Raw genomic sequence first — 21,267 nt, forward strand, 5'->3', positions numbered from 1 at the left:
GGACACTTGGGTATGAGGTGAAGCTATGTTAAACCGCGAGCTCGAAGTCACCCTCAATCTTGCCTTCAAGGAGGCCCGTTCGAAGCGTCATGAATTCATGACCGTCGAGCATCTCCTGCTGGCCCTATTGGACAATGAGGCTGCCGCCACCGTATTGCGTGCCTGCGGCGCAAACCTCGACAAACTCAAGCACGACCTGCAGGAGTTCATTGACTCCACCACGCCGTTGATCCCCGTGCATGACGAGGACCGCGAAACCCAGCCAACCCTGGGCTTCCAGCGTGTACTGCAACGTGCTGTGTTTCATGTACAGAGCTCGGGCAAACGTGAAGTGACTGGCGCCAACGTGCTGGTCGCGATCTTCAGTGAGCAAGAGAGTCAGGCAGTGTTCCTGCTGAAACAGCAGAGCGTTGCCCGTATCGATGTCGTCAACTACATCGCCCATGGCATTTCCAAGGTGCCGGGGCACGGCGATCACTCTGAGGGCGAGCAAGATATGCAGGACGACGAGGGCGGTGAGTCTTCTTCTTCAGGCAACCCACTGGATGCTTATGCCAGTAACCTCAACGAACTCGCGCGCCAGGGTCGTATCGATCCGTTGGTCGGTCGTGAGCTGGAAGTCGAGCGCGTTGCGCAGATCCTGGCGCGTCGTCGCAAAAACAATCCGCTGCTGGTAGGCGAGGCGGGCGTGGGTAAAACCGCGATTGCCGAAGGTCTGGCCAAGCGCATTGTCGACAACCAGGTACCGGACCTGCTGGCCAACAGCGTGGTTTACTCCCTCGATCTGGGTGCCTTGCTGGCCGGGACCAAATATCGCGGTGATTTCGAGAAGCGCTTCAAGGCGTTGCTCAATGAACTGAAAAAACGTCCACAGGCAATCCTGTTCATCGATGAGATCCACACCATCATCGGTGCGGGGGCAGCGTCCGGCGGCGTCATGGATGCTTCGAACCTGCTCAAGCCGCTGCTGTCGTCGGGTGATATCCGTTGCATCGGTTCGACGACCTTCCAGGAGTTCCGCGGCATCTTCGAGAAGGACCGTGCCTTGGCTCGGCGCTTCCAGAAGGTCGATGTGTCCGAGCCTTCGGTGGAAGACACCATCGGTATCCTGCGCGGCCTGAAAGGGCGTTTCGAGACCCATCACAATATCGAATACAGTGATGAAGCCCTGCGCGCCGCTGCCGAACTGGCCTCGCGCTACATCAATGACCGGCACATGCCGGACAAGGCCATCGACGTCATCGACGAGGCGGGTGCCTACCAGCGCCTGCAGCCGATCGAGAAGCGCGTAAAACGCATCGAGGTGGCTCAGGTCGAGGACATCGTCGCGAAAATCGCGCGGATTCCGCCAAAACACGTCACCAGTTCCGACAAGGAGCTGCTGCGTAACCTTGAGCGTGACCTGAAATTGACGGTGTTTGGTCAGGATGCCGCGATCGACTCCCTGGCGACCGCGATCAAACTGTCCCGTGCCGGACTCAAGTCGCCTGACAAGCCTGTCGGTTCGTTCCTGTTTGCCGGTCCTACCGGTGTCGGTAAAACCGAAGCGGCGCGCCAGCTCGCCAAGGCGTTGGGTGTCGAGCTGGTTCGTTTCGACATGTCCGAGTACATGGAGCGCCACACCGTATCGCGTCTGATCGGTGCGCCTCCGGGCTATGTCGGGTTCGATCAGGGCGGTCTGCTGACCGAAGCCATTACCAAGCAGCCTCACTGCGTGCTGTTGCTCGATGAAATCGAGAAAGCGCATCCGGAAGTCTTCAACCTGCTGCTGCAGGTCATGGATCACGGTACGTTGACCGATAACAACGGGCGCAAGGCGGATTTCCGTAACGTGATCGTCATCATGACGACCAACGCCGGTGCCGAGACCGCAGCCCGTGCCTCGATCGGTTTCACCTATCAGGATCACTCTTCCGATGCGATGGAAGTGATCAAGAAAAGCTTCACGCCGGAATTCCGCAACCGCCTGGACACCATCATTCAGTTTGGTCGCCTCAGTCACGAGGTTATCAAGAGCGTGGTGGACAAGTTCCTCATCGAGCTTCAGGCGCAGCTGGAAGACAAGCGTGTGCTGTTGGAGGTTTCCGATGCGGCCCGCAGCTGGCTGGCGGCCGGTGGTTACGACGCAGCAATGGGTGCTCGACCAATGGCTCGCCTGATCCAGGACAAGATCAAGCGTCCGCTGGCAGAGGAGATTCTCTTTGGCGAACTGGCCGAACATGGCGGTGTGGTGCACATCGACATCAAGGACGGCGAGCTGACCTTCGAGTTCGAGACCACGGCCGAAATGGCCTGACGTTAAACCGCTGCAAAGCAAAAAGGCGCCGATTGGCGCCTTTTTGCGGTCTGTCAGATGTACGTCTGCCCCTTGTGGGAGCGAGCCTGCTCGCGAATGCGTTATAGCAGTGAAAGAGATGCTGGCTGACACGACGCTTTCGCGAGCAGGCTCGCTTCCACATTGGTTGCGGTGGGCTTCAAATTTCGGACATACAAAAACGCCCGGCATAAGCCGGGCGTCTTGTATTGACTTGATTAGCGAGCGCGGTAAGTGATGCGCCCTTTGCTCAAGTCATAGGGCGTCAGCTCGACGCGCACTTTGTCACCGGTAAGAATACGAATGTAGTTCTTGCGCATCTTGCCGGAAATATGCGCGGTTACGACGTGCCCATTTTCCAACTCCACACGAAACATGGTGTTGGGCAGGGTGTCGACGACAGTGCCTTCCATTTCGAAGCTGTCTTCTTTCGACATGCAGTAAAGCCCTCGGTGTCCAATGAATGGCCCGGTGCAACTGCGCCAGGCAAAAGCGGCGTGCATTGTGCCCGAAAAGTGGGGTTCAAGCCAAGGGGTTTAGGCCGTGCTCTAGTTCAGGGCAACCCAACGCTGGTTAATCAGCAATTCAATGGGTCGATATTGCGTCTTGTAGCTCATTTTTTTGCAGTTCTTGATCCAGTAACCCAGGTAGACCGCGTCCAGCCCCAGGCGCCGGGCCTCGCCAATCTGCCACAGGATCGCGAAACGCCCCAGGCTTCGGCGGTCTTCTGCAGGCTCATAGAAGGTGTAGACCGCCGACAGACCGTTCGGCAGAAGGTCGGTGACAGCGATGGCCAGCAGCCGCCCGTCGAGGCGAAATTCATAGAAACGCGAGAAAGGCAGGTCACGTACCAGGAATGTCGAAAATTGATCGCGGCTCGGCGGATACATGTCGCCATCGGCATGACGCTGTTCGATGTAGCGCTGGTAAAGGTCGAAATACTCTTCGCTGAAGCCTGGTTTTGCCGGGCGTACCTGCAAGTCGGCATTGCGTTTGAAAATGCGCTTCTGCTGACGGTTGGGGGTGAATTGTCCTACGGGGATGCGTGCAGGCACGCACGCATTGCAGTTTTGACAATGCGGCCGATAGAGGTGATCGCCACTGCGACGAAAACCCATTTCCGACAGGTCCGCATAGACATGCACATCCATGGGCTGGCTAGGATCGAGGAACAGGGTTGTAGCCTGCTCCTCTGGCAGATAACTGCAAGAGTGGGGCTGAGTGGCATAGAACTTCAAACGCGCCAACTCGGTCATGATCAACCCTCGGGATAAACTTTTAATTAGGGGGCGTCTCTAAGTGTAAGCCACGCGCGCGAAAGTCGCTCAGCAAACCCAGGTCGCACGGCTGGGCTGGCCCAGGTACTGCGACAGATAGCCGGCAAACGCGCTGCGGGGAATCGCTCGCGCACCGAGGCTATGCAGATGGTCGGTCGGCATCTGGCAATCGATCAGCACGAAACCCCATTCTTTCAGGTGTTGCACCAAGGTGGCAAAGCCATACTTGGAGGCGTTGTCGGCGCGGCTGAACATGGACTCGCCGAAAAACAATTGCCCCATTGCCAGGCCGTACAGCCCGCCAACCAGTTCACCCTGATCCCAGACCTCCACCGAATGCGCATAACCGCGCTTGTGCAGTTCCAGGTAAGCGTCCTGCATGGCTTGCGTGATCCAGGTGCCATCGGCGTAGTCGCGCGGTGCTGCGCAGGCACGGATGACGGCGGCAAAATCCTGGTCGAAGGTCACCTGATAGCGTTGTTGGCGCAGCAATTTGTTCAGGCTGCGCGAGACGTGCAGTTCGTCGGGAAAAAGCACGGTGCGCGGGTCCGGCGACCACCAGAGAATCGGCTGGCCTTCCGAGAACCAGGGAAAGCAACCGTGCCGGTACGCCCGGATCAGCCGGTCGGCGGACAGATCGCCGCCGGCGGCCAGCAGACCGTTGGGGTCGCGCATGGCTTTATCCAGCGGCGGGAACGTCAGGGTATTGCGTTGTAACCAAGTAAGCATGGCGTCCGGGCTTGCAGAGAGGGGAGGGCAGTGGCGGATTGTCGATCCGCCACTTAGTGTGCCGTCAAACGACGGGAATGTCGTCGAGGTATTTTTCCGCGTCCAGTGCCGCCATGCAGCCGGCTCCTGCCGAAGTGACGGCCTGGCGATAGACATGGTCGGCCACATCACCCGCGGCAAATACACCGGCGATGGCCGTCGCTGTGGCGTCGCCTTCGCTGCCACCCTTGACCAGCAGGTAGCCGTCACGCATTTCCAGCTGGCCGGTGAAAAGGTCGGTGTTGGGCTTGTGGCCGATGGCAATGAACACGCCAGCGAGTGGCAGCTCCTGGGTGGCTCCGGTGTGGCTGTCACGCAGGCGCGCACCGGTGACGCCACTGGCATCGCCCAACACTTCATCCAGATGCTGGTTCCAGTGCAGGCGGATATTGCCATTGGCGGCTTTCTCGAAGAGTTTGTCCTGAAGGATCTTCTCCGAGCGCAACTTGTCCCGACGGTGAATCAGATGCACTTCCCTGGCAATGTTGGACAGGTACAACGCTTCTTCAACCGCCGTATTGCCGCCACCGATCACGGCGACGACCTGATTGCGATAGAAGAAGCCGTCGCAAGTCGCGCAAGCCGAAACCCCTTTGCCGGCAAACGTTTCTTCCGAGGGCAGACCCAGGTATTGCGCGGAGGCTCCAGTGGCAATAATCAGCGCATCGCACGTGTAGGTTCCGCTGTCTCCCGTGAGTTCAAACGGGCGCTGTTGCAACTTGGCCGTGTGGATGTGGTCGTAGACGATCTCTGTGTCAAAACGTTCGGCGTGTTTTTGCATGCGCTCCATCAGGGCAGGGCCTGTGAGGCCTTCGACATCGCCGGGCCAGTTATCGACTTCGACGGTGGTGGTGAGCTGGCCACCTGCCTGTATGCCGGTAATGACAACGGGTTTGAGGTTGGCGCGGGCGGCATACACGGCTGCGCTGTAACCGGCGGGGCCGGAACCCAGAATGATCAGGCGGTGATGCTTCGCTTTGCTCATAAAAACACCTCATAAGCCTTTGTCACAAAAGAGAATGCGTGCTCAAATTGAGTCGCACGTAATGTGCTTTTGACTATGCTGCAACCTAAGGTTTCAAGCATGGCATCGGACGAACAAACCCGTACAATGCGTGGCTGTCACAGTGTTTGTAACAAAATAAGCAGTGCGTTTCGTGTTTATAAAAACCGAGGCGCAATGTTAAAAGTAGTACTTGTTACGCCCGTTAACTTTTTACCTGCCTGGATTGGGCAGTTTTTTTGGCAGTTTTTATAGTCATTCAACAGATGGACGCGCCATAGGCGCAGGAAAAGAAGCGTTTTGAAGAAATCCACCGCAGCACCTAAACCAGCCGTCGTTCCGCTCTGGCGCCAGCATTTGCACTACCGACTCAAGGAAGGTGCATTGATCGCCATTGGTGCCTTGTGCCTGTTCCTGATGATGGCCTTGTTGACCTATGGCAAGGACGATCCGGGGTGGAGCCACAACAGCAAGATCGACGACGTACAGAATTTCGGCGGGCCGGCGGGCTCCTATAGCGCCGATATCCTGTTCATGGTGCTCGGTTATTTCGCCTACGTCTTCCCGCTGCTGCTTGCGATCAAGACCTACCAGATATTCCGTCAACGCCACGAGCCATGGCAGTGGAGCGGCTGGCTGTTTTCCTGGCGGCTGATCGGCCTGGTGTTTCTGGTGCTGTCCGGCGCTGCATTGGCGCACATCCATTTCCATGCCGCGACCGGGTTGCCGGCCGGTGCTGGCGGCGCGCTGGGGGAAAGCCTCGGCGATCTGGCAAAGAACGCTCTGAACATCCAGGGCGGAACGCTGCTGTTCATTGCGCTGTTCCTGTTTGGCCTGACGGTGTTCACCGACCTGTCCTGGTTCAAGGTGATGGACGTCACCGGCAAGATCACCCTCGACCTTTTCGAACTGTTCCAGGGCGCGGCCAATCGCTGGTGGGCGGCCCGTACCGAGCGCAAGCAACTGGTCGCGCAGTTGCGTGAAGTCGATGATCGCGTGCATGACGTGGTCGCGCCGACCGTCACCGACAAACGCGAGCAGGCCAAGGTCAAGGAGCGCCTGATCGAACGTGAGCAGGCGCTGAGCAAGCACATGTCCGAGCGCGAGAAGCAGGTACCGCCTGTGATCGCGCCGGCCCCGGTCAAGGCGCCCGAGCCAAGCAAGCGCGTACAGAAAGAGAAACAGGCACCGCTGTTCGTCGACAGCGCCGTGGAAGGCACCTTGCCACCGATCTCGATTCTCGACCCTGCGGAAAAGAAACAGCTCAATTACTCACCGGAGTCCCTGGCGGCGGTCGGTCACTTGCTGGAAATCAAACTCAAGGAATTCGGCGTCGAAGTTACCGTGGACTCGATCCATCCGGGTCCGGTGATCACCCGTTACGAAATCCAGCCGGCGGCCGGGGTCAAGGTCAGCCGTATCTCCAACCTGGCCAAAGACCTGGCGCGCTCCCTGGCCGTGACCAGTGTGCGGGTCGTGGAAGTGATTCCCGGCAAGACCACGGTCGGTATCGAGATCCCCAACGAAGACCGCCAGATCGTGCGTTTCTCCGAAGTGCTCTCGACGCCCGAGTACGACAATTTCAAATCGCCGGTCACCCTGGCCCTGGGCCATGACATCGGCGGCAAGCCGGTGATCACCGACCTGGCGAAAATGCCTCACCTGCTGGTGGCCGGTACCACCGGTTCCGGTAAGTCGGTGGGCGTGAACGCGATGATCCTGTCGATCCTGTTCAAGTCCGGCCCGGAAGACGCCAAGCTGATCATGATCGACCCGAAAATGCTCGAGCTGTCGATCTACGAGGGCATTCCGCACCTGCTTTGCCCGGTGGTCACCGACATGAAGGACGCCGCCAACGCCCTGCGCTGGAGCGTTGCCGAGATGGAGCGGCGCTACAAGCTGATGGCGAAGATGGGCGTGCGAAACCTGTCGGGCTTCAACGCCAAGGTCAAGGAAGCCCAGGACGCCGGCGAGCCGTTGAGCGATCCGCTGTACAAGCGCGAAAGCATCCACGACGAAGCGCCGTTGCTGCAAAAGCTGCCGACCATCGTGGTGGTGGTCGACGAATTTGCCGACATGATGATGATCGTCGGCAAGAAGGTTGAAGAACTGATTGCCCGTATCGCGCAGAAGGCGCGTGCCGCCGGTATTCACTTGATTCTTGCGACCCAGCGTCCGTCGGTGGACGTGATCACCGGTCTGATCAAGGCCAACATCCCGACCCGCATGGCGTTCCAGGTATCGAGCAAGATCGACTCGCGCACCATCATCGACCAGGGCGGCGCCGAACAGCTGCTGGGCCATGGTGACATGCTGTACATGCCGCCGGGCACCAGTCTGCCGATTCGCGTCCACGGTGCGTTCGTTTCCGATGACGAGGTACACCGGGTGGTCGAAGCCTGGAAACTGCGCGGTGCGCCGGAGTACAACGACGACATTCTCAACGGTGTCGAAGAGGCCGGTAGCGGCTTTGAAGGCAGCAGCGGTGGTGGCGACGGCGATGATCCCGAAGCTGATGCACTGTACGACGAGGCGGTGCAGTTCGTTCTGGAAAGCCGTCGCGCGTCCATTTCCGCGGTTCAGCGCAAGCTGAAAATCGGCTACAACCGCGCTGCGCGCATGATCGAAGCCATGGAAATGGCCGGGGTCGTGACGTCCATGAACACCAACGGCTCGCGTGAAGTCCTGGCCCCCGGCCCGGTGCGCGACTGACCTGATTTTTGAAGGACGGCGTCTTGAGGCGCCGTCTGCACTCCCACGAATATTATGAGGACTCCCATGCGTCTTATCCGCATGCTGTTGCCGGTACTGGCCTTGACCACGCTCTCGGCCCACGCCGATGAAAAGGACGTGGCGCGTCTGACCCAACTGCTGGAAAAATCCCAGACCCTGACCGCACGTTTCTCCCAGTTGACCCTCGATGGTACAGGCACCCAATTGCAGGAAACGGCCGGTGAAATGTCCCTGCAACGCCCGGGATTGTTCTACTGGCACACCAATGCGCCAGCCGAACAGACCATGGTCTCCGACGGCAAGAAAGTGACCCTGTGGGACCCCGATCTGGAGCAGGCCACCATCAAGAATCTCGACCAACGCCTGACCCAGACCCCAGCCTTGCTGCTGTCCGGTGACGTGTCCAAGATCAGCCAGAGCTTCGACATCAGCGCCAAGGAAGCCGGCGGCGTGATCGACTTCACCTTGAAGCCGAAAACCAAGGACACCCTGTTCGACAGCCTGCGTCTGTCGTTCCGCAATGGCCTGGTCAATGACATGCAATTGATTGACAGTGTCGGTCAGCGCACCAATATCCTGTTCACTGGCGTGAAGGCCAACGAGCCGATCCCGGCTTCGAAATTCAAGTTCGACATCCCCAAGGGTGCGGACGTGATCCAGGAATAACACACAACACCCTTGTAGGAGCGAGCCTGCTCGCGATGGGCGTTAACGATAACGCTGGCGGCCTGACACCCAGCGGTGCCCTTGAGTCCATCGCGAGCAGGCTCGCTCCTACAGTGGGGACGGTGTTCAATTGAGGTTTCAGAGGTAGTGATGGACCTGTTTCGCAGTGCCCCGATTGCCCAGCCATTGGCCGCCCGTTTGCGCGCGACCAATCTGGACGAGTACGTCGGTCAGGAACACGTGCTCGCTCGCGGCAAGCCATTGCGCGAAGCCCTGGAGCAGGGTGCCCTGCATTCGATGATCTTCTGGGGGCCGCCGGGCGTGGGCAAGACCACCCTGGCGCGTCTGCTGGCGGAAGTCTCGGACGCGCACTTCGAAACGGTGTCGGCGGTGTTGGCCGGGGTCAAGGAAATCCGCCAGGCCGTGGAAATCGCCAAGCAACAGGCCGGGCAATACGGCAAGCGCACCATCCTCTTCGTCGATGAGGTTCATCGCTTCAACAAGTCGCAGCAGGATGCGTTCCTGCCGTACGTCGAAGACGGCACGCTGATTTTCATCGGCGCGACCACGGAAAACCCGTCTTTCGAACTCAATAACGCCTTGCTCTCCCGCGCCCGCGTCTACGTGCTCAAGAGCCTCGACGAAGCGGCGCTGCGCAAACTGGTGCAGCGTGCGTTGACCGAAGAGCGTGGCCTGGGCAAGCGCCAGCTGACCTTGAGCGATGAAGGCTTCCAGATGCTGTTGTCGGCCGCCGATGGCGATGGCCGGCGCCTGCTCAATTTGCTGGAGAACGCCTCGGACCTCGCCGAAGACAGCAGCGAGATCGGCGTCGATCTGCTGCAAAGCCTGCTGGGCGATACCCGTCGGCGTTTCGACAAGGGCGGCGAAGCGTTCTACGACCAGATTTCCGCGCTGCATAAATCCGTACGCGGCTCCAATCCCGATGGCGCGTTGTACTGGTTCGCGCGAATGATCGACGGTGGGTGCGATCCGCTGTACCTGGCCCGGCGCGTGGTGCGCATGGCCAGCGAAGACATCGGCAATGCCGACCCGCGTGCGCTGAGCCTGTGCCTGGCGGCGTGGGAGGTGCAGGAGCGCCTCGGCAGCCCCGAAGGCGAACTGGCGGTGGCCCAGGCCATCACCTACCTGGCCTGCGCGCCGAAAAGCAACGCGGTGTACATGGGCTTCAAGGCCGCGATGCGCAGCGCCACCGAGCACGGTTCCCTGGAAGTGCCACTGCACCTTCGCAATGCCCCGACCAAACTGATGAAACAGCTGGGCTATGGCGACGAATACCGTTATGCCCACGATGAGCCGGATGCCTATGCCGCCGGCGAAGACTATTTTCCGGAAGAACTCGAGCCTCAACGCTTCTATCAGCCCGTACCACGTGGCCTGGAATTGAAAATTGGCGAGAAGCTCAATCACCTCGCACAACTGGATCGTTTAAGCCCCCGGCAGCGGAGAGAATAGTGGTTCCCCTGATCATTGCGGTTTCCGTCGGCGGGATGGCCGGCACGCTGTTGCGCTTCGCCACCGGTAACTGGATCAACGCTAATTGGCCGCGGCACTTCTATACCGCGACGCTGGCCGTTAATATCGTCGGCTGTTTGCTGATCGGCTTTCTATACGGTCTGTTTTTGATCCGCCCGGAGGTGCCGTTCGAGGTGCGCGCCGGGCTAATCGTCGGCTTCCTCGGAGGGCTGACGACTTTTTCATCCTTTTCACTGGATACGGTGCGCCTGCTGGAAAGCGGGCAGGTGCCGCTGGCCCTGGGCTATGCTGCCATCAGCGTATTCGGCGGGCTGCTCGCCACCTGGGCTGGCCTGTCCTTGACCAAACTTTGATAACGAGAGACCGACATGCTCGATTCCAAACTGTTACGTAGCAACCTTCAGGACGTAGCGGACCGCCTGGCATCCCGTGGCTTTGCCCTGGATGTTGCGCGCATCGAAGCGCTGGAAGAACAGCGCAAGACCGTCCAGACCCGCACCGAAGCCCTGCAGGCTGAACGTAATGCGCGCTCCAAATCCATCGGTCAGGCCAAGCAGCGCGGCGAAGACATCGCGCCGTTGATGGCCGACGTCGAGCGCATGGCAGGCGAGTTGAGTGCCGGCAAGGTCGAGCTGGACGCGATCCAGACTGAACTGGACTCGATCCTGCTCGGTATTCCAAACCTGCCGCACGAGTCGGTGCCAGTCGGCAAAGACGAAGACGACAACGTCGAAGTGCGCCGCTGGGGTACGCCGACCACATTCGATTTCCCGGTTCAGGACCACGTGGCCCTGGGCGAAAAATTCGGCTGGCTGGACTTCGAAACCGCCGCCAAACTGTCTGGTGCCCGTTTCGCCTTGCTGCGTGGCCCGATTGCCCGCCTGCACCGCGCCCTGGCCCAGTTCATGATCAACTTGCACGTCACCGAGCACGGCTATGAAGAGGCTTACACGCCTTATTTGGTCCAGGCCCCGGCGCTGCAAGGCACTGGCCAGTTGCCCAAGTTCGAAGAAGACCTGTTCAAGATCGCCCGCGAAGGCGAGGCCGATCTGTACCTGATCCCGACCGCCGAAGTGTCCCTGACCAACATCGTGGCCGGCGAAATCGTTGATTCGAAACTGCTGCCGATCAAGTTCGTTGCCCACACCCCATGCTTCCGCAGTGAAGCCGGTGCATCGGGCCGCGACACCCGTGGCATGATCCGCCAGCACCAGTTCGACAAGGTCGAAATGGTGCAGATCGTCGAGCCATCGACCTCGATGGAAGCCCTGGAAGGCCTGACCGCAAACGCCGAGAAAGTCCTTCAGTTGCTGGAGCTACCATACCGCACCCTGGCGCTGTGCACCGGCGACATGGGCTTCAGTGCGGTCAAGACCTACGACCTGGAAGTGTGGATCCCGAGCCAGGACAAGTACCGTGAAATTTCGTCGTGCTCCAACTGCGGCGATTTCCAGGCCCGTCGCATGCAAGCACGTTTCCGCAACCCGGAAACCGGCAAGCCTGAACTGGTCCACACCCTGAACGGTTCCGGCCTGGCAGTCGGTCGTACCCTGGTGGCGGTGCTGGAGAATTACCAGCAGGCCGACGGTTCGATCCGTGTGCCTGAAGTGCTGAAACCGTACATGGGTGGCCTCGAGGTCATCGGCTAAATGAACTATCTGCCGCTGTTCCATAACCTTCGCGGCAGTCGTGTGTTGGTCGTCGGCGGGGGGGAGATTGCCTTGCGCAAATCCCGCCTGCTGGCCGATGCCGGTGCGCTACTGCGGGTGGTCGCACCTGAAATCGAAACCCAATTGAGCGAACTGGTCGCCCTCAGCGGTGGCGAGTGCGTGCTGCGTGGGTACGTCGAGGCGGACCTGGACGGTTGCGGGCTGATCATTGCCGCCACCGATGACGAATCGCTGAACGCACAAGTCTCCTCCGATGCCCATCGGCGTTGCGTGCCGGTCAATGTGGTGGACGCGCCGGCCCTGTGCAGCGTGATCTTCCCGGCCATCGTCGACCGCTCGCCGCTGGTGATTGCCGTGTCCAGCGGCGGCGATGCGCCAGTCCTGGCGCGTTTGATCCGCGCCAAGATTGAAACCTGGATTCCCTCTACCTACGGTCAACTGGCCGGTCTGGCCGCGCGCTTCCGTAATCAGGTCAAAGGCCTGTTCCCGGACGTGCAACAGCGCCGGGCGTTCTGGGAGGACGTGTTCCAGGGGCCGATTGCCGACCGGCAGCTGGCCGGGCAGGGCGCCGAAGCCGAGCGTTTACTGCAAGCGAAAATCGACGGTGAAGCACCCGTGGCGACCGGTGAGGTGTATCTGGTCGGCGCCGGCCCCGGTGATCCCGACTTGCTGACCTTTCGTGCCCTGCGCCTGATGCAGCAAGCCGATGTGGTGCTGTACGACCGCCTGGTGGCGCCGGCAATTCTCGAACTGTGTCGGCGTGATGCCGAGCGGGTTTATGTCGGCAAGCGTCGCGCCGATCACGCCGTGCCGCAGGATCAGATCAACCAGCAACTGGTGGACCTGGCCAGGCAAGGCAAGCGTGTGGTACGGCTGAAAGGCGGTGATCCGTTCATCTTCGGCCGTGGCGGTGAAGAGATCGAGGAACTGGCAGCCCAGGGCATCCCGTTCCAGGTCGTGCCGGGCATCACGGCGGCCAGCGGTTGCGCGGCGTACGCCGGGATTCCGCTGACTCATCGTGATTACGCGCAGTCGGTGCGGTTCGTCACGGGGCATCTCAAGGACGGTTCCACCGATCTGCCGTGGGCCGATCTGGTTGCGCCGGCGCAGACCCTGGTGTTCTACATGGGTCTGGTAGGCCTGCCGATCATCTGCGAGCAGTTGATCAAGCATGGTCGCGACGCCGATACCCCGGCGGCATTGATCCAGCAGGGCACCACGGTCAATCAGCGGGTATTTACCGGCACCCTGGCCGATCTGCCACGGCTGGTGGCGGAGCATGAAGTGCATGCGCCGACGCTGGTGATCGTGGGTGAGGTGGTGCAACTGCGCGAGAAACTGGCGTGGTTCGAAGGGGCTCAGGCGCAGGTCTGAAAACCGGGTTGCGCCCTTCGCTAGCAGGCTGGGTCCCACAGGGGGGTTGTGAACGACACAAATCCTGTGTGGGACCCAGCCTGCTAGCGATGGGGGCCTGAAAACGGCACAACTTCAGGCCTTGCGCCAAACCCCTTTACCGCTCAACCGCTCCCGATCATGGGGCGCGGTGAAATCCTGTTCCGGGCCTTTGGGCACGATACCGGTCGGGTTAATGGTCTTGTGGCTACCGTAGTAGTGATGCTTGATGTGGGTGAAATCCACCGTCTCGGCAATCCCTGGCCACTGATAAATCTCCCGCAGCCAGTTCGACAGGTTCGGATAATCGGCAATCCGCCGCAGGTTGCACTTGAAGTGCCCGTAATACACCGCGTCGAATCGAATGATTGTGGTGAACAGACGGATATCCGCTTCGGTCAGGTATTCCCCCGTCAGGTAACGGTTCGCCCCCAGCAATTGCTCCAGTCGATCCAGTTCGGCGAACAATCCATCAAACGCTTCTTCATAAGCCTGTTGCGATGTGGCAAACCCCGCACGGTACACGCCGTTGTTGACCGCCGGATAAATCCGCTCGTTCAGCGCATCGATCTCGCTGCGCAGTGGTGCCGGGTAGAAGTCCAGGTCGTTGCCGGTCAATGCGTCGAACGCGCCATTGAACATGCGGATGATTTCCGCCGATTCATTGTTGACGATGCGTTGCTGTTGTTTGTCCCACAGCACCGGTACGGTGACGCGGCCGGTGTAGTTGGCGGTATCGGAGGTATAGCGCTGGTGCATGAAGTCGAAGTGATCGAGCTTGTCGCCGGTTGAGCCGTTGGACTTGTCGAAGGTCCAGCCGTTTTCCAGCATCAAGTAGCTGACCACCGATACATCGATCAGCTTTTCGAGACCCTTGAGTTTGCGCAGGATCAGCGTGCGATGGGCCCACGGACAGGCCAGGGAGACATAAAGGTGATAACGACCGGCCTCGGCCGCAAAGCCGCCGACACCCGTCGGTCCCGGCTGGCCGTCGGCCGTGACCCAGTGACGGCGCTGCGCCTGTTCACGCTGAAACGCGCCGTCCTTGCTGCTTTCGTACCATTTGTCTTGCCAGCGGCCTTCGACTAACAAACCCATGCTCAGACTCCTCAACCAATAATCGTTGGAGTCGAGTCTATTCCCATGAGTTCGAACAAAAAGCGCAAAGGTTGGGCAGTTATGATCGATTAAATCGATTTGTCCCGGGCATCCCAGTAACGCTGTGCGGTTTCGAACGCCTGTTCGCGGCTCTGCCCCAAGCCGCGCAACGCCAGGGCCATAGTGGAAATCAGGGCCATCTGCGGATAGCTGTCGACCACATCCCCTCGCCAGACGGCTTTGAGGTGCTCGGGGTCGAGGCTGGCCGGTTTGACATGGCGCTGGCTCGACAGCTGCGGCCATTCCTCGTCCCAGCTCTCGCCGCCCGTGGTGCCATACAGGTGGCTGTCGGCATCCGGGTTGATCTCGATTTCGCCACCATCGCCCTTGATCACAATCGCGGTGTCGCCGAGCAGGCCGCTGGCATCGCGGTGCACCGCCTGATAACCGGGATGGAAAATACTTTGCAGGCCGCAGCGTGCACCCAGCGGGTTGAGAATGCGCGTCAGCGAATGGATTGGCGAGCGCAGGCCCAGGGTGTTGCGCAAGTCGATCATCCGTTGCAGCTGCGGCGCCCAGTCCACCAATGGCATGAACGCCAGGCCGCCGTTGTCGAGCGCCTCGCCGACCTGCTGCCAGTTGCGGCACAGCGGGATCTGCAAAGCCCCCAGCAATTGTTCGCTATACAGGCGACCGGCCGTGTGGGCGCCGGCGCCGTGCATGAAGATGCGTACGCCGTTTTGCGCCAGGCATTTGGCCGCCAGCAAATACCACGGCAAATGACGCTTCTTGCCGGCATAGGTCGGCCAGTCCAGATCGACCGCCAGTGAGGGTGGCTGCAAGCGCTCACGCAAGGCTTCGGTGAAGCCTGCCATTTCCTCGGCGCTTTCTTCCTTGTGCCGCAGCAGCATCAGGAACGCGCCGAGCTGGGTGTCTTCGACCTTGTCGTCGAGCACCATGCCCATGGCTTCGCGGGCTTCCTCGCGGGTCAGGTCGCGGGCACCGCGCTTGCCTTTTCCGAGAATCCGCACGAACTGGGCGAACGGGTGTTCGGCGGGGGTTTCGAGGGTCAGCGCTGGGTAGTCGGTCATAAGCAATTCGTCGGTTTGGGCAGGCCCGCCAGTTTCGCGGCGAGTTTGGCGGGGGTGCCTTTGAACAGTCGGTTCAGGTGCAGGCTGTTGCCCTTGGTCGGGCCGAGTTTCAAGGCGGTGTATTTGATCAGTGGGCGGGTGGCCGGCGACAACTGGAATTCGGCGTAGAAACTGCGCAGCAGTTCGAGAATTTCCCAGTGCTCGGGGCTCAACTCAATGTCTTCGGCCGCCGCCAGGGCGCTGGCGACGTCGGCAGACCAGTCACTCAACTCGACCAGAAAACCGTCCTTGTCCAACTCGATGGTACGGGCGCCGACTGTCAGGGAATTCATAGCCACGTGTTGACCTTGTCGTGTTGGATCGACAGCTCGACGAAGGCCGGGTAATCGATGGCCCTGGCCCAGTCAGGAACGTCGATGGCCCGGGCCTGGGCATCTTCGGCCAGCACGTAGAGTTTCAGGCCACGGGTTTGAAGCGTGGCGAAAGGCACTGTGCCCGGCTGCAAGGCATAAGCTGCGTCGCCGGACAACAGCAACGCGTCTGTGGCGCCGATGATGCGCAGGCAACTGCTCAGGCGCGAGTCACCGAACGGGGAGTGAGACAACACATGCAAAGTCGACATCAGAGGGTGATCACCTGGTCGTAACGGTCAATGAGGGCGGTGATTTCGCCGGCTGTCAGCGGTCCGGCTTCTTCCAGCGACAGGGCGCCAGGGTCCAGGCCACGTTCGGCGGCGCTGTCCGCACAGAAAAACAGCGCTTCGACGCCGAACATCGGCAGGGCCTGCAGGTTGGCGCTCAGGTCTTTCTGTTGCAGGGATTTGGCGTCCTGACTGGCGGCGAGCTGGAACACGCCGTCGTCGAGATACAACAGGCCGATGGGCAGGTCGAAGGCACCGCCGGCCAGCACGATGTCCAGCGCTTCGCGCGCGCCGGGGCCGGACCAAGGCGATTGGCGACTGATGATCAATAAGGATTTGGCCATCTCAAGCGCCTCCGAAACAGATCAGGCGGTCGGCGTCCTGAACGGCGTCATGCAACTGACCCAGGCCGGACAATTCCCATGGCGCGTCGACGGCGATGGCTTCACGTTGATAGCGCCTGGCTTCTTCTTCGTTCAGCACACCACGGCGCAAGGCGGCGGCGATGCACACCACGCCGTCCAGCTGGTGCTCGGAAACAAAGGTGCGCCATTGCTTGGGCACGTCCTGCTCGTCCTGGGGCGTGACCACGCTGCTGGAGGCGTTATACACGCCGTCCTGGTAGAAAAACAGCCGGACAATTTCATGCCCGCCGGCCAGCGCGGCCTGGGCGAACAGCAGGGCACGGCGCGAGGAGGGCGCATGGGCGGCGGAAAACAGCGCGATGGCGAACTTCATGACGGACTCGATCAGCGAAACTGCGGCCATGATAAAGCTTTATCGGCGGGGCGGCGAAGGGCGTTTTCGCGGGGACTGGCTTGCCAGCGATAGCGGACTGCAGTCAACGCGGCATGTAACCCAACTGCCAACGCCGCGGGATCTTCAGCGACAGAAACCCCAGTCCCGCAGCGAGCAGGCCGCTGGCGAACAGCGCCTTGAGCCCCAGATGATGTTCGAGCACGGCGCCCAGTACCGCACCGGCGAACATGCCGGTCCACGGAATCAGTTGCACACGCCAGCCGTTACGGCGCTCACCGAGCATCCAGCGACCCAGTCCGCGTCCGAAGCGCGACAGGGCGCCGGTGACATACGTCAGGCCCACCGGCAAACCATTGACCTCTTCCACGGCGGCGTTGAGCATGCCCATGGCAATAATGGCCGCGAGCAGGGCTGGCAGCTGTGAATCAAAAGGCCAGGTGGCGGCAGCACATAGCAACGCGGCGATGATCAGCAACAGCGGCAGCGCCCGGCGCCCACCCAGCCGGCTGACGATGATGCCCAGCGCATTGCCGACAATGAAGGTGGCGACAAGCAGCGCCAGGCGCAAGGTCAATCCCGCATCGCCAGCGCTGATGGCTACCGCCATCCGGGTGGTGTTGCCGCTCATGAACGAAACGAAGTCACCGCTGGCCATGAAACCGATGGCGTCGGTCATGCCGGCCAGCACCGAGAGCAACGCCACCAGGCTCAAACCGATGCGCCCGCGCCATTTCTGAGTGTGCAAATGTCTGGAACTGGCGTGGGTACTTGAAGACGAAGGCAGCATCGGCAGCGGCATCCTTGAGCGAGACGTTAGGGGGTTAATCCATATAACTCGCAATATTCCTGCCAGTCTAGCCCGGCCATTTCCGCGACTTCCCTGTGCACGTCCAGCCGCTGGGCCAGATAGTCCTCGGGTGTGGCGGCGGTCAACAGCAGCGTCAATTCCCAGGCAAACAGACCGAGACGCTCGGCTTCGGCCTCGAAGGCTTCGTGTAAACGCTCGTCGCGATACTGCGCGAGGGTCTCGCCCTTTACCTGAGCGAGCAATGGATTCAGGTTGTCGAGCTCCACACGCAGCTCGGGGCGTTGTTCGAGAAACCGCTTCAGTGCCTGTTCGTGTTGCTGCCCGGATGCCGCCATGGTCACTCCTTGGGTAGGGATTGCGAAGCCTGTTTTTTGCTGGCCTTGGCCGCTGCCGCCAGGCATTCCAGGGCAAACTGCTCGGTGTAGGTCATCTGGATCGGTGTTGTTTCACCCTTGACGGTTCTTTCGCCGTCGAGGATGTAACGGATGCGCTTGTCAGTCACGCCGATTCGCTTGGCGATCCAGGAGGGGGTCTGACCGATCTGACTGATCAGCTTGTCGGCGTATTCAGTGGTGGGTTTGTAAAACTCGGCGTTGGGTGTCATTGGGCTTCCACAATAGAGGTCGATGCGACGCGAAGGGCGCGACAGGGTGCGCGATTCGTCGCGCGGTGTCGCGGTATAAATGCAGTAAAGCAGAACGAAACGCCGTGCCACGGTGATACAGTCCGCTTTTTCCTGATGAGCGACTGCAATGCGAATTCTGATGGTAGCGCTGGCCGTGACGTTGCTGGCCGGTTGCGCGGGCTCGGTGATGAGCGATGCCCGCAGCAAACCTCCGTACAAAACCCTCAACTCGGACAAGCCGGCCAGGGATGTCGCCCAGTGCGTGCAGTTTTCCTGGCAGGACGAAGCGGTGTTCGGTGTCGATGCGGCGGCTTACCTGCAGCCAGGCGAGAAGGGCGGGACTACCGTCTACACGCGTTCGGCGGAGTCGTTCGTCGACGTGACCACCGATGCCTCGGGCACCGTGTTGAGCTACTACGCGCAGCATGATGACTTTGTCGCCAAGCGTCGGTTGGCGGCCTTGGCGACCTGCCTCTGATTTGATGCACGCCTCCCCTATAGGAGCGAGGCGGCTCCGGGCGGCGTTCCGACGATGGACTCAATGGCAACGCGTTAAGTCAGCCTGCCCGCGTTATCGTTAACGTCCATCGCGAGCAGGCTCGCTCCTACAGCAGGCGTGTTGATTCAGTTGTTCAGGCGCTTCTGAAAAAAGAAGTGCTTATACCCCGGTGGGTAGTCGGCAATGTGCCCTATTTCGCTGTAGCCGCATTTCTTGTAGAACTCCGGTGCCTGGAACTCGAAGGTGTCGAGCCACAGCCCGATGCATTTCCTCTCCCGCGCCAGGTCTTCGGCCATCTGCATCAGCCGGGTTCCCATGCCCTGACCCCGCGCCTGCTCCGGCACCGACAACAGGTCGATGAACAACCACTGGTAGAACAACCGGGCGTAGAGCCCGCCGAGGATTTCGTCGTTGTCATCGCGCACCAGCAATGCAATGTGCTCGGGTACGGCACCTTCGGCCTTCGAGGCGTTATAGGCGCGCAGTGGCAACAGGATGGCCTGGCGTTCTTCTTCCGTGGGGTTTGGCGACAGCTCGATTCGCAGTGTCATGGCTATGTCCTTATGGCAGTGAGGTCGCAGACTATCTGGGTCGTGGCGATTGATCCATCCCCGGCACGCGTGGAACCGTCGCCCGCGCGCAGATGTCTAGCCTCAGAGAGCGTCATTTCAGAACGCCGCCCATGAGGACACTCCGTGAATATTTTCGAAGCCTTGCGCGAAAGCCACGAACGCCAGCGCACCTATGCCAAAGCGCTGATTCGCACCAGCGGCGACACCCCTGAACGGGTCGAAGCCTATAAACAGCTCAAGTCCGAACTGCAGGCTCACGAAACCGCCGAAGAGCGGCATTTCTACATCCCGTTGATGGAATTCGACAACGGCGTCGACCTCAGCCGCCATGCGATCGCCGAACACCACGAGATGGATGAAATGATGGAAGCCCTGGACGAGACCGAGATGTCCAGCCCGGCCTGGCTGGCAGTCGCGAAGAAGCTGTCCGAGAAGGTCCATCACCACCTCGAAGAGGAAGAGCAGAAGTTCTTCCAGATGGCCGGCAAGTTGCTCGACGACAAACAGAAAGAGACACTCGCCGGTGCCTATGTGAAGGAATACAAGGCACAGCTGGTTTGAGGGATCAAACGCCGCGCGTTTTGACCTAAGATGCACCATCTCGAAAAAACAGGACGCGTTGTCATGTCGAACACAGCGGAGCGGGTCAACATCCTTGAGTCACAGGTGTTGTCCCACGACTGGTACCTGCTGCGCAAAATCACCTTCGATTATCAACGCAACAATGGCGAGTGGCAGCGCCAGACCCGCGAGGTCTATGACCGTGGCAATGGCGCGGCGATTCTCCTGTACAACCGCGAGAAGAAAACCGTGGTCCTGACCCGGCAGTTTCGCTTGCCGGTGTTCGTCAACGGCCACGATGGTCTGTTGATCGAAGTGGCGGCGGGGCTGCTTGAAGGTGCTGCGCCGCAAGAACGCATTCGTGCCGAAGCGGAAGAAGAAACCGGTTACCGCGTGCACCACGTGCAGCCGGTGTTCGAGGCCTTCATGAGCCCGGGCTCGGTGACGGAAAAACTGCATTTTTTCATCGCCGAATACGATGCGGCGTCGAAGGTCAGCGAAGGCGGCGGGCTGGAGGAAGAGACGGAAGAACTGGAAGTGCTGGAATGGGCCTTCGATGAAGCGCTCGAGGCGTTTTATCGTGGCGAAATCTGCGATGCGAAGACCATCATGCTGCTGCAGTATGCGGCGATGAAAAACATCTTCGCGGCTTAAGCCTTAACCCTTCTTTGGCGAGCGAGCTTGCGAAGCGGCCCCAAAAAAATCTCGGGGCCTGGCGAATTTTTGCCAGCACTGCGCACGGGAGCGGGAGCAAGCTCCCTCGCCATAGTGTTTACCCGAACAGGTCAGCGGTCATTCCGGCTCCGAGCCATTGAGCACCTTCCAGCGTCAGCAGCTTCTCCTTCGCCTCAAGCCCCCCGGCAAATCCCGTCAGCTTCCCCGACGCACCAATCACCCGATGGCACGGCGCGACAATCGAAATCGGGTTCTTGCCATTCGCCGCGCCCACCGCCCGGACCGCACTCGGGTTGCCGATCTGCTCGGCGATCTGGCTGTAGCTACGGGTCTCGCCGAACGGAATGGTCAACAGCGCTGCCCAGACCTTTTTCTGGAACTCCGTGCCGACAAACTCCAGATCCAGCTCGAAATGATGGCGGTCGCCGGCGAAGTATTCGCGCAGTTGTTGCGCCGTGCGCAGCAGAATCGGATTGTCAGGCGCTTCGCTCATCGGGCCGAGCCGCACCCGACCGGGTTTGTCGTTTTCCCAGAGGATGGCCGCCAGTCGCGAGCCGTTCGCAACCAGCTTCAACTCGCCGACCGGAGACGCCAGGGTGCTGCAGGTGTAGGTCATGCCGAA

Annotated in this window: 25 protein-coding genes; 10 read left to right on the top strand and 15 right to left on the bottom strand. The window is 60.3% G+C overall.

All coding sequences use genetic code 11. The features are described from left to right. The first annotated feature begins 25 nt into the window (after positions 1 to 25). Positions 26 to 2,296: an ATP-dependent Clp protease ATP-binding subunit ClpA gene (gene clpA / locus AC1Q6D_RS18720; protein ID WP_047527693.1), complete on the top strand. Its 2,271-nt coding sequence runs from the start codon at positions 26 to 28 to the stop codon at positions 2,294 to 2,296. 236 nt (positions 2,297 to 2,532) lie between these two features. Here the strand turns inward: clpA and infA are convergent, their stop codons facing one another. From infA to trxB, 4 genes are all read right to left on the bottom strand, one after another. Next, positions 2,533 to 2,751: a translation initiation factor IF-1 gene (gene infA, locus AC1Q6D_RS18725; RefSeq protein WP_002553999.1), complete on the bottom strand. Its 219-nt coding sequence runs from the start codon at positions 2,749 to 2,751 to the stop codon at positions 2,533 to 2,535. A 111-nt stretch (positions 2,752 to 2,862) separates the two neighbouring features. Then, positions 2,863 to 3,570, bottom strand: coding sequence for an arginyltransferase (locus tag AC1Q6D_RS18730; protein ID WP_047527699.1), 708 nt, complete (start codon positions 3,568 to 3,570; stop codon positions 2,863 to 2,865). Positions 3,571 to 3,639: 69 nt separating this feature from the next. Beyond that, the gene (gene aat, locus AC1Q6D_RS18735; protein ID WP_103405065.1) at positions 3,640 to 4,320 is read right to left on the bottom strand and encodes a leucyl/phenylalanyl-tRNA--protein transferase; all 681 of its coding nucleotides are present in this window, start codon (positions 4,318 to 4,320) and stop codon (positions 3,640 to 3,642) included. A 64-nt stretch (positions 4,321 to 4,384) separates the two neighbouring features. Next, the gene (trxB, locus tag AC1Q6D_RS18740) at positions 4,385 to 5,344 is read right to left on the bottom strand and encodes a thioredoxin-disulfide reductase (protein ID WP_103405066.1); all 960 of its coding nucleotides are present in this window, start codon (positions 5,342 to 5,344) and stop codon (positions 4,385 to 4,387) included. 318 nt (positions 5,345 to 5,662) lie between these two features. Here trxB and AC1Q6D_RS18745 point away from each other — a divergent pair, with 318 nt between their 5' ends. The 6 genes from AC1Q6D_RS18745 (at position 5,663) to cysG (ending at position 13,299) form a co-directional block, all read left to right on the top strand. Next, complete coding sequence (locus AC1Q6D_RS18745; protein WP_081997843.1) at positions 5,663 to 8,074, top strand: DNA translocase FtsK; 2,412 nt, start codon at positions 5,663 to 5,665, stop codon at positions 8,072 to 8,074. 66 nt (positions 8,075 to 8,140) lie between these two features. After that, entirely contained in the window at positions 8,141 to 8,761 is a 621-nt protein-coding gene (gene lolA / locus AC1Q6D_RS18750; RefSeq protein ID WP_047527704.1) for an outer membrane lipoprotein periplasmic chaperone LolA, read from the top strand. 150 nt (positions 8,762 to 8,911) lie between these two features. Beyond that, on the top strand, positions 8,912 to 10,234 hold the full coding sequence (locus AC1Q6D_RS18755; protein WP_103405067.1) for a replication-associated recombination protein A: 1,323 nt from the start codon (positions 8,912 to 8,914) through the stop codon (positions 10,232 to 10,234). Continuing rightward, positions 10,234 to 10,608 carry a fluoride efflux transporter CrcB gene (crcB, locus tag AC1Q6D_RS18760; RefSeq protein WP_047527706.1) on the top strand — a complete coding sequence of 125 codons (375 nt, stop codon included), beginning with the start codon at positions 10,234 to 10,236 and terminating at the stop codon, positions 10,606 to 10,608. The genes AC1Q6D_RS18755 and crcB overlap by 1 nt, the downstream gene beginning before the upstream one ends. A gap of 15 nt (positions 10,609 to 10,623) precedes the next feature. Continuing rightward, positions 10,624 to 11,904: a serine--tRNA ligase gene (gene serS / locus AC1Q6D_RS18765; protein ID WP_047527707.1), complete on the top strand. Its 1,281-nt coding sequence runs from the start codon at positions 10,624 to 10,626 to the stop codon at positions 11,902 to 11,904. Then, a complete protein-coding gene (cysG, locus tag AC1Q6D_RS18770) occupies positions 11,905 to 13,299 on the top strand; it encodes a siroheme synthase CysG (protein WP_103405068.1) in 1,395 nt (464 codons plus the stop codon). A gap of 114 nt (positions 13,300 to 13,413) precedes the next feature. On the opposite strand, the gene AC1Q6D_RS18775 is transcribed toward cysG, so the two are convergent. The 9 genes from AC1Q6D_RS18775 to AC1Q6D_RS18815 all read right to left on the bottom strand — a co-directional run bounded on the left by AC1Q6D_RS18775 (position 13,414) and on the right by AC1Q6D_RS18815 (position 18,317). After that, positions 13,414 to 14,415: a glutathione S-transferase family protein gene (locus AC1Q6D_RS18775; protein WP_103405069.1), complete on the bottom strand. Its 1,002-nt coding sequence runs from the start codon at positions 14,413 to 14,415 to the stop codon at positions 13,414 to 13,416. Between the two features lie 89 nt (positions 14,416 to 14,504). Next, positions 14,505 to 15,506: a glycosyl transferase family protein gene (locus tag AC1Q6D_RS18780; RefSeq protein ID WP_103405070.1), complete on the bottom strand. Its 1,002-nt coding sequence runs from the start codon at positions 15,504 to 15,506 to the stop codon at positions 14,505 to 14,507. Next, on the bottom strand, positions 15,503 to 15,838 hold the full coding sequence (locus AC1Q6D_RS18785; RefSeq protein WP_103405071.1) for a TusE/DsrC/DsvC family sulfur relay protein: 336 nt from the start codon (positions 15,836 to 15,838) through the stop codon (positions 15,503 to 15,505). The genes AC1Q6D_RS18780 and AC1Q6D_RS18785 overlap by 4 nt, the downstream gene beginning before the upstream one ends. Next, on the bottom strand, positions 15,835 to 16,128 hold the full coding sequence (gene tusB, locus AC1Q6D_RS18790) for a sulfurtransferase complex subunit TusB (protein WP_103405072.1): 294 nt from the start codon (positions 16,126 to 16,128) through the stop codon (positions 15,835 to 15,837). Before tusB ends, AC1Q6D_RS18785 begins: the two co-directional genes overlap by 4 nt. After that, a complete protein-coding gene (gene tusC, locus AC1Q6D_RS18795; RefSeq protein WP_103405073.1) occupies positions 16,128 to 16,490 on the bottom strand; it encodes a sulfurtransferase complex subunit TusC in 363 nt (120 codons plus the stop codon). Before tusC ends, tusB begins: the two co-directional genes overlap by 1 nt. A gap of 1 nt (position 16,491) precedes the next feature. Beyond that, positions 16,492 to 16,884, bottom strand: coding sequence for a sulfurtransferase complex subunit TusD (tusD, locus tag AC1Q6D_RS18800; RefSeq protein WP_103405085.1), 393 nt, complete (start codon positions 16,882 to 16,884; stop codon positions 16,492 to 16,494). A gap of 103 nt (positions 16,885 to 16,987) precedes the next feature. Beyond that, entirely contained in the window at positions 16,988 to 17,692 is a 705-nt protein-coding gene (locus tag AC1Q6D_RS18805) for a YoaK family protein (protein ID WP_103405086.1), read from the bottom strand. A gap of 26 nt (positions 17,693 to 17,718) precedes the next feature. Further along, the gene (locus AC1Q6D_RS18810) at positions 17,719 to 18,048 is read right to left on the bottom strand and encodes a DUF6388 family protein (RefSeq protein WP_103405074.1); all 330 of its coding nucleotides are present in this window, start codon (positions 18,046 to 18,048) and stop codon (positions 17,719 to 17,721) included. 2 nt (positions 18,049 to 18,050) lie between these two features. Beyond that, positions 18,051 to 18,317 carry a hypothetical protein gene (locus AC1Q6D_RS18815; protein ID WP_047527719.1) on the bottom strand — a complete coding sequence of 89 codons (267 nt, stop codon included), beginning with the start codon at positions 18,315 to 18,317 and terminating at the stop codon, positions 18,051 to 18,053. A gap of 148 nt (positions 18,318 to 18,465) precedes the next feature. Here AC1Q6D_RS18815 and AC1Q6D_RS18820 point away from each other — a divergent pair, with 148 nt between their 5' ends. After that, complete coding sequence (locus tag AC1Q6D_RS18820; RefSeq protein WP_090468442.1) at positions 18,466 to 18,816, top strand: hypothetical protein; 351 nt, start codon at positions 18,466 to 18,468, stop codon at positions 18,814 to 18,816. A gap of 146 nt (positions 18,817 to 18,962) precedes the next feature. Here AC1Q6D_RS18820 and AC1Q6D_RS18825 read toward each other — a convergent pair whose 3' ends face one another. Further along, the gene (locus AC1Q6D_RS18825) at positions 18,963 to 19,388 is read right to left on the bottom strand and encodes a GNAT family N-acetyltransferase (protein WP_103405075.1); all 426 of its coding nucleotides are present in this window, start codon (positions 19,386 to 19,388) and stop codon (positions 18,963 to 18,965) included. Positions 19,389 to 19,532: 144 nt separating this feature from the next. Here AC1Q6D_RS18825 and AC1Q6D_RS18830 point away from each other — a divergent pair, with 144 nt between their 5' ends. Continuing rightward, positions 19,533 to 19,970 (top strand): hemerythrin domain-containing protein, encoded by a 438-nt coding sequence (locus tag AC1Q6D_RS18830; protein ID WP_103405076.1) that lies wholly within the window; start codon positions 19,533 to 19,535, stop codon positions 19,968 to 19,970. A gap of 63 nt (positions 19,971 to 20,033) precedes the next feature. Then, on the top strand, positions 20,034 to 20,624 hold the full coding sequence (locus AC1Q6D_RS18835; protein ID WP_103405077.1) for an NUDIX domain-containing protein: 591 nt from the start codon (positions 20,034 to 20,036) through the stop codon (positions 20,622 to 20,624). A gap of 118 nt (positions 20,625 to 20,742) precedes the next feature. Here AC1Q6D_RS18835 and AC1Q6D_RS18840 read toward each other — a convergent pair whose 3' ends face one another. Continuing rightward, entirely contained in the window at positions 20,743 to 21,261 is a 519-nt protein-coding gene (locus tag AC1Q6D_RS18840; RefSeq protein ID WP_103405078.1) for a methylated-DNA--[protein]-cysteine S-methyltransferase, read from the bottom strand. Positions 21,262 to 21,267 lie beyond the last annotated feature (6 nt).

This window comes from Pseudomonas sp. MT92, assembly GCF_058792515.1.

Excerpts from the sequence above, each read along its gene's own strand:
- clpA (WP_047527693.1), top strand. The coding sequence starts at position 26 with ATGTTAAACCGCGAGCTCGAAGTCACCCTCAATCTTGCCTTCAAGGAG.
- infA (WP_002553999.1), bottom strand. The coding sequence starts at position 2,751 with ATGTCGAAAGAAGACAGCTTCGAAATGGAAGGCACTGTCGTCGACACC.
- AC1Q6D_RS18730 (WP_047527699.1), bottom strand. The coding sequence starts at position 3,570 with ATGACCGAGTTGGCGCGTTTGAAGTTCTATGCCACTCAGCCCCACTCT.
- aat (WP_103405065.1), bottom strand. The coding sequence starts at position 4,320 with ATGCTTACTTGGTTACAACGCAATACCCTGACGTTCCCGCCGCTGGAT.
- trxB (WP_103405066.1), bottom strand. The coding sequence starts at position 5,344 with ATGAGCAAAGCGAAGCATCACCGCCTGATCATTCTGGGTTCCGGCCCC.
- lolA (WP_047527704.1), top strand. The coding sequence starts at position 8,141 with ATGCGTCTTATCCGCATGCTGTTGCCGGTACTGGCCTTGACCACGCTC.
- AC1Q6D_RS18755 (WP_103405067.1), top strand. The coding sequence starts at position 8,912 with ATGGACCTGTTTCGCAGTGCCCCGATTGCCCAGCCATTGGCCGCCCGT.
- serS (WP_047527707.1), top strand. The coding sequence starts at position 10,624 with ATGCTCGATTCCAAACTGTTACGTAGCAACCTTCAGGACGTAGCGGAC.
- cysG (WP_103405068.1), top strand. The coding sequence starts at position 11,905 with ATGAACTATCTGCCGCTGTTCCATAACCTTCGCGGCAGTCGTGTGTTG.
- AC1Q6D_RS18775 (WP_103405069.1), bottom strand. The coding sequence starts at position 14,415 with ATGGGTTTGTTAGTCGAAGGCCGCTGGCAAGACAAATGGTACGAAAGC.
- AC1Q6D_RS18780 (WP_103405070.1), bottom strand. The coding sequence starts at position 15,506 with ATGACCGACTACCCAGCGCTGACCCTCGAAACCCCCGCCGAACACCCG.
- AC1Q6D_RS18785 (WP_103405071.1), bottom strand. The coding sequence starts at position 15,838 with ATGAATTCCCTGACAGTCGGCGCCCGTACCATCGAGTTGGACAAGGAC.
- tusB (WP_103405072.1), bottom strand. The coding sequence starts at position 16,128 with ATGTCGACTTTGCATGTGTTGTCTCACTCCCCGTTCGGTGACTCGCGC.
- tusC (WP_103405073.1), bottom strand. The coding sequence starts at position 16,490 with ATGGCCAAATCCTTATTGATCATCAGTCGCCAATCGCCTTGGTCCGGC.
- tusD (WP_103405085.1), bottom strand. The coding sequence starts at position 16,884 with ATGAAGTTCGCCATCGCGCTGTTTTCCGCCGCCCATGCGCCCTCCTCG.
- AC1Q6D_RS18805 (WP_103405086.1), bottom strand. The coding sequence starts at position 17,692 with ATGCTGCCTTCGTCTTCAAGTACCCACGCCAGTTCCAGACATTTGCAC.
- AC1Q6D_RS18810 (WP_103405074.1), bottom strand. The coding sequence starts at position 18,048 with ATGGCGGCATCCGGGCAGCAACACGAACAGGCACTGAAGCGGTTTCTC.
- AC1Q6D_RS18815 (WP_047527719.1), bottom strand. The coding sequence starts at position 18,317 with ATGACACCCAACGCCGAGTTTTACAAACCCACCACTGAATACGCCGAC.
- AC1Q6D_RS18820 (WP_090468442.1), top strand. The coding sequence starts at position 18,466 with ATGCGAATTCTGATGGTAGCGCTGGCCGTGACGTTGCTGGCCGGTTGC.
- AC1Q6D_RS18825 (WP_103405075.1), bottom strand. The coding sequence starts at position 19,388 with ATGACACTGCGAATCGAGCTGTCGCCAAACCCCACGGAAGAAGAACGC.
- AC1Q6D_RS18835 (WP_103405077.1), top strand. The coding sequence starts at position 20,034 with ATGTCGAACACAGCGGAGCGGGTCAACATCCTTGAGTCACAGGTGTTG.
- AC1Q6D_RS18840 (WP_103405078.1), bottom strand. The coding sequence starts at position 21,261 with ATGACCTACACCTGCAGCACCCTGGCGTCTCCGGTCGGCGAGTTGAAG.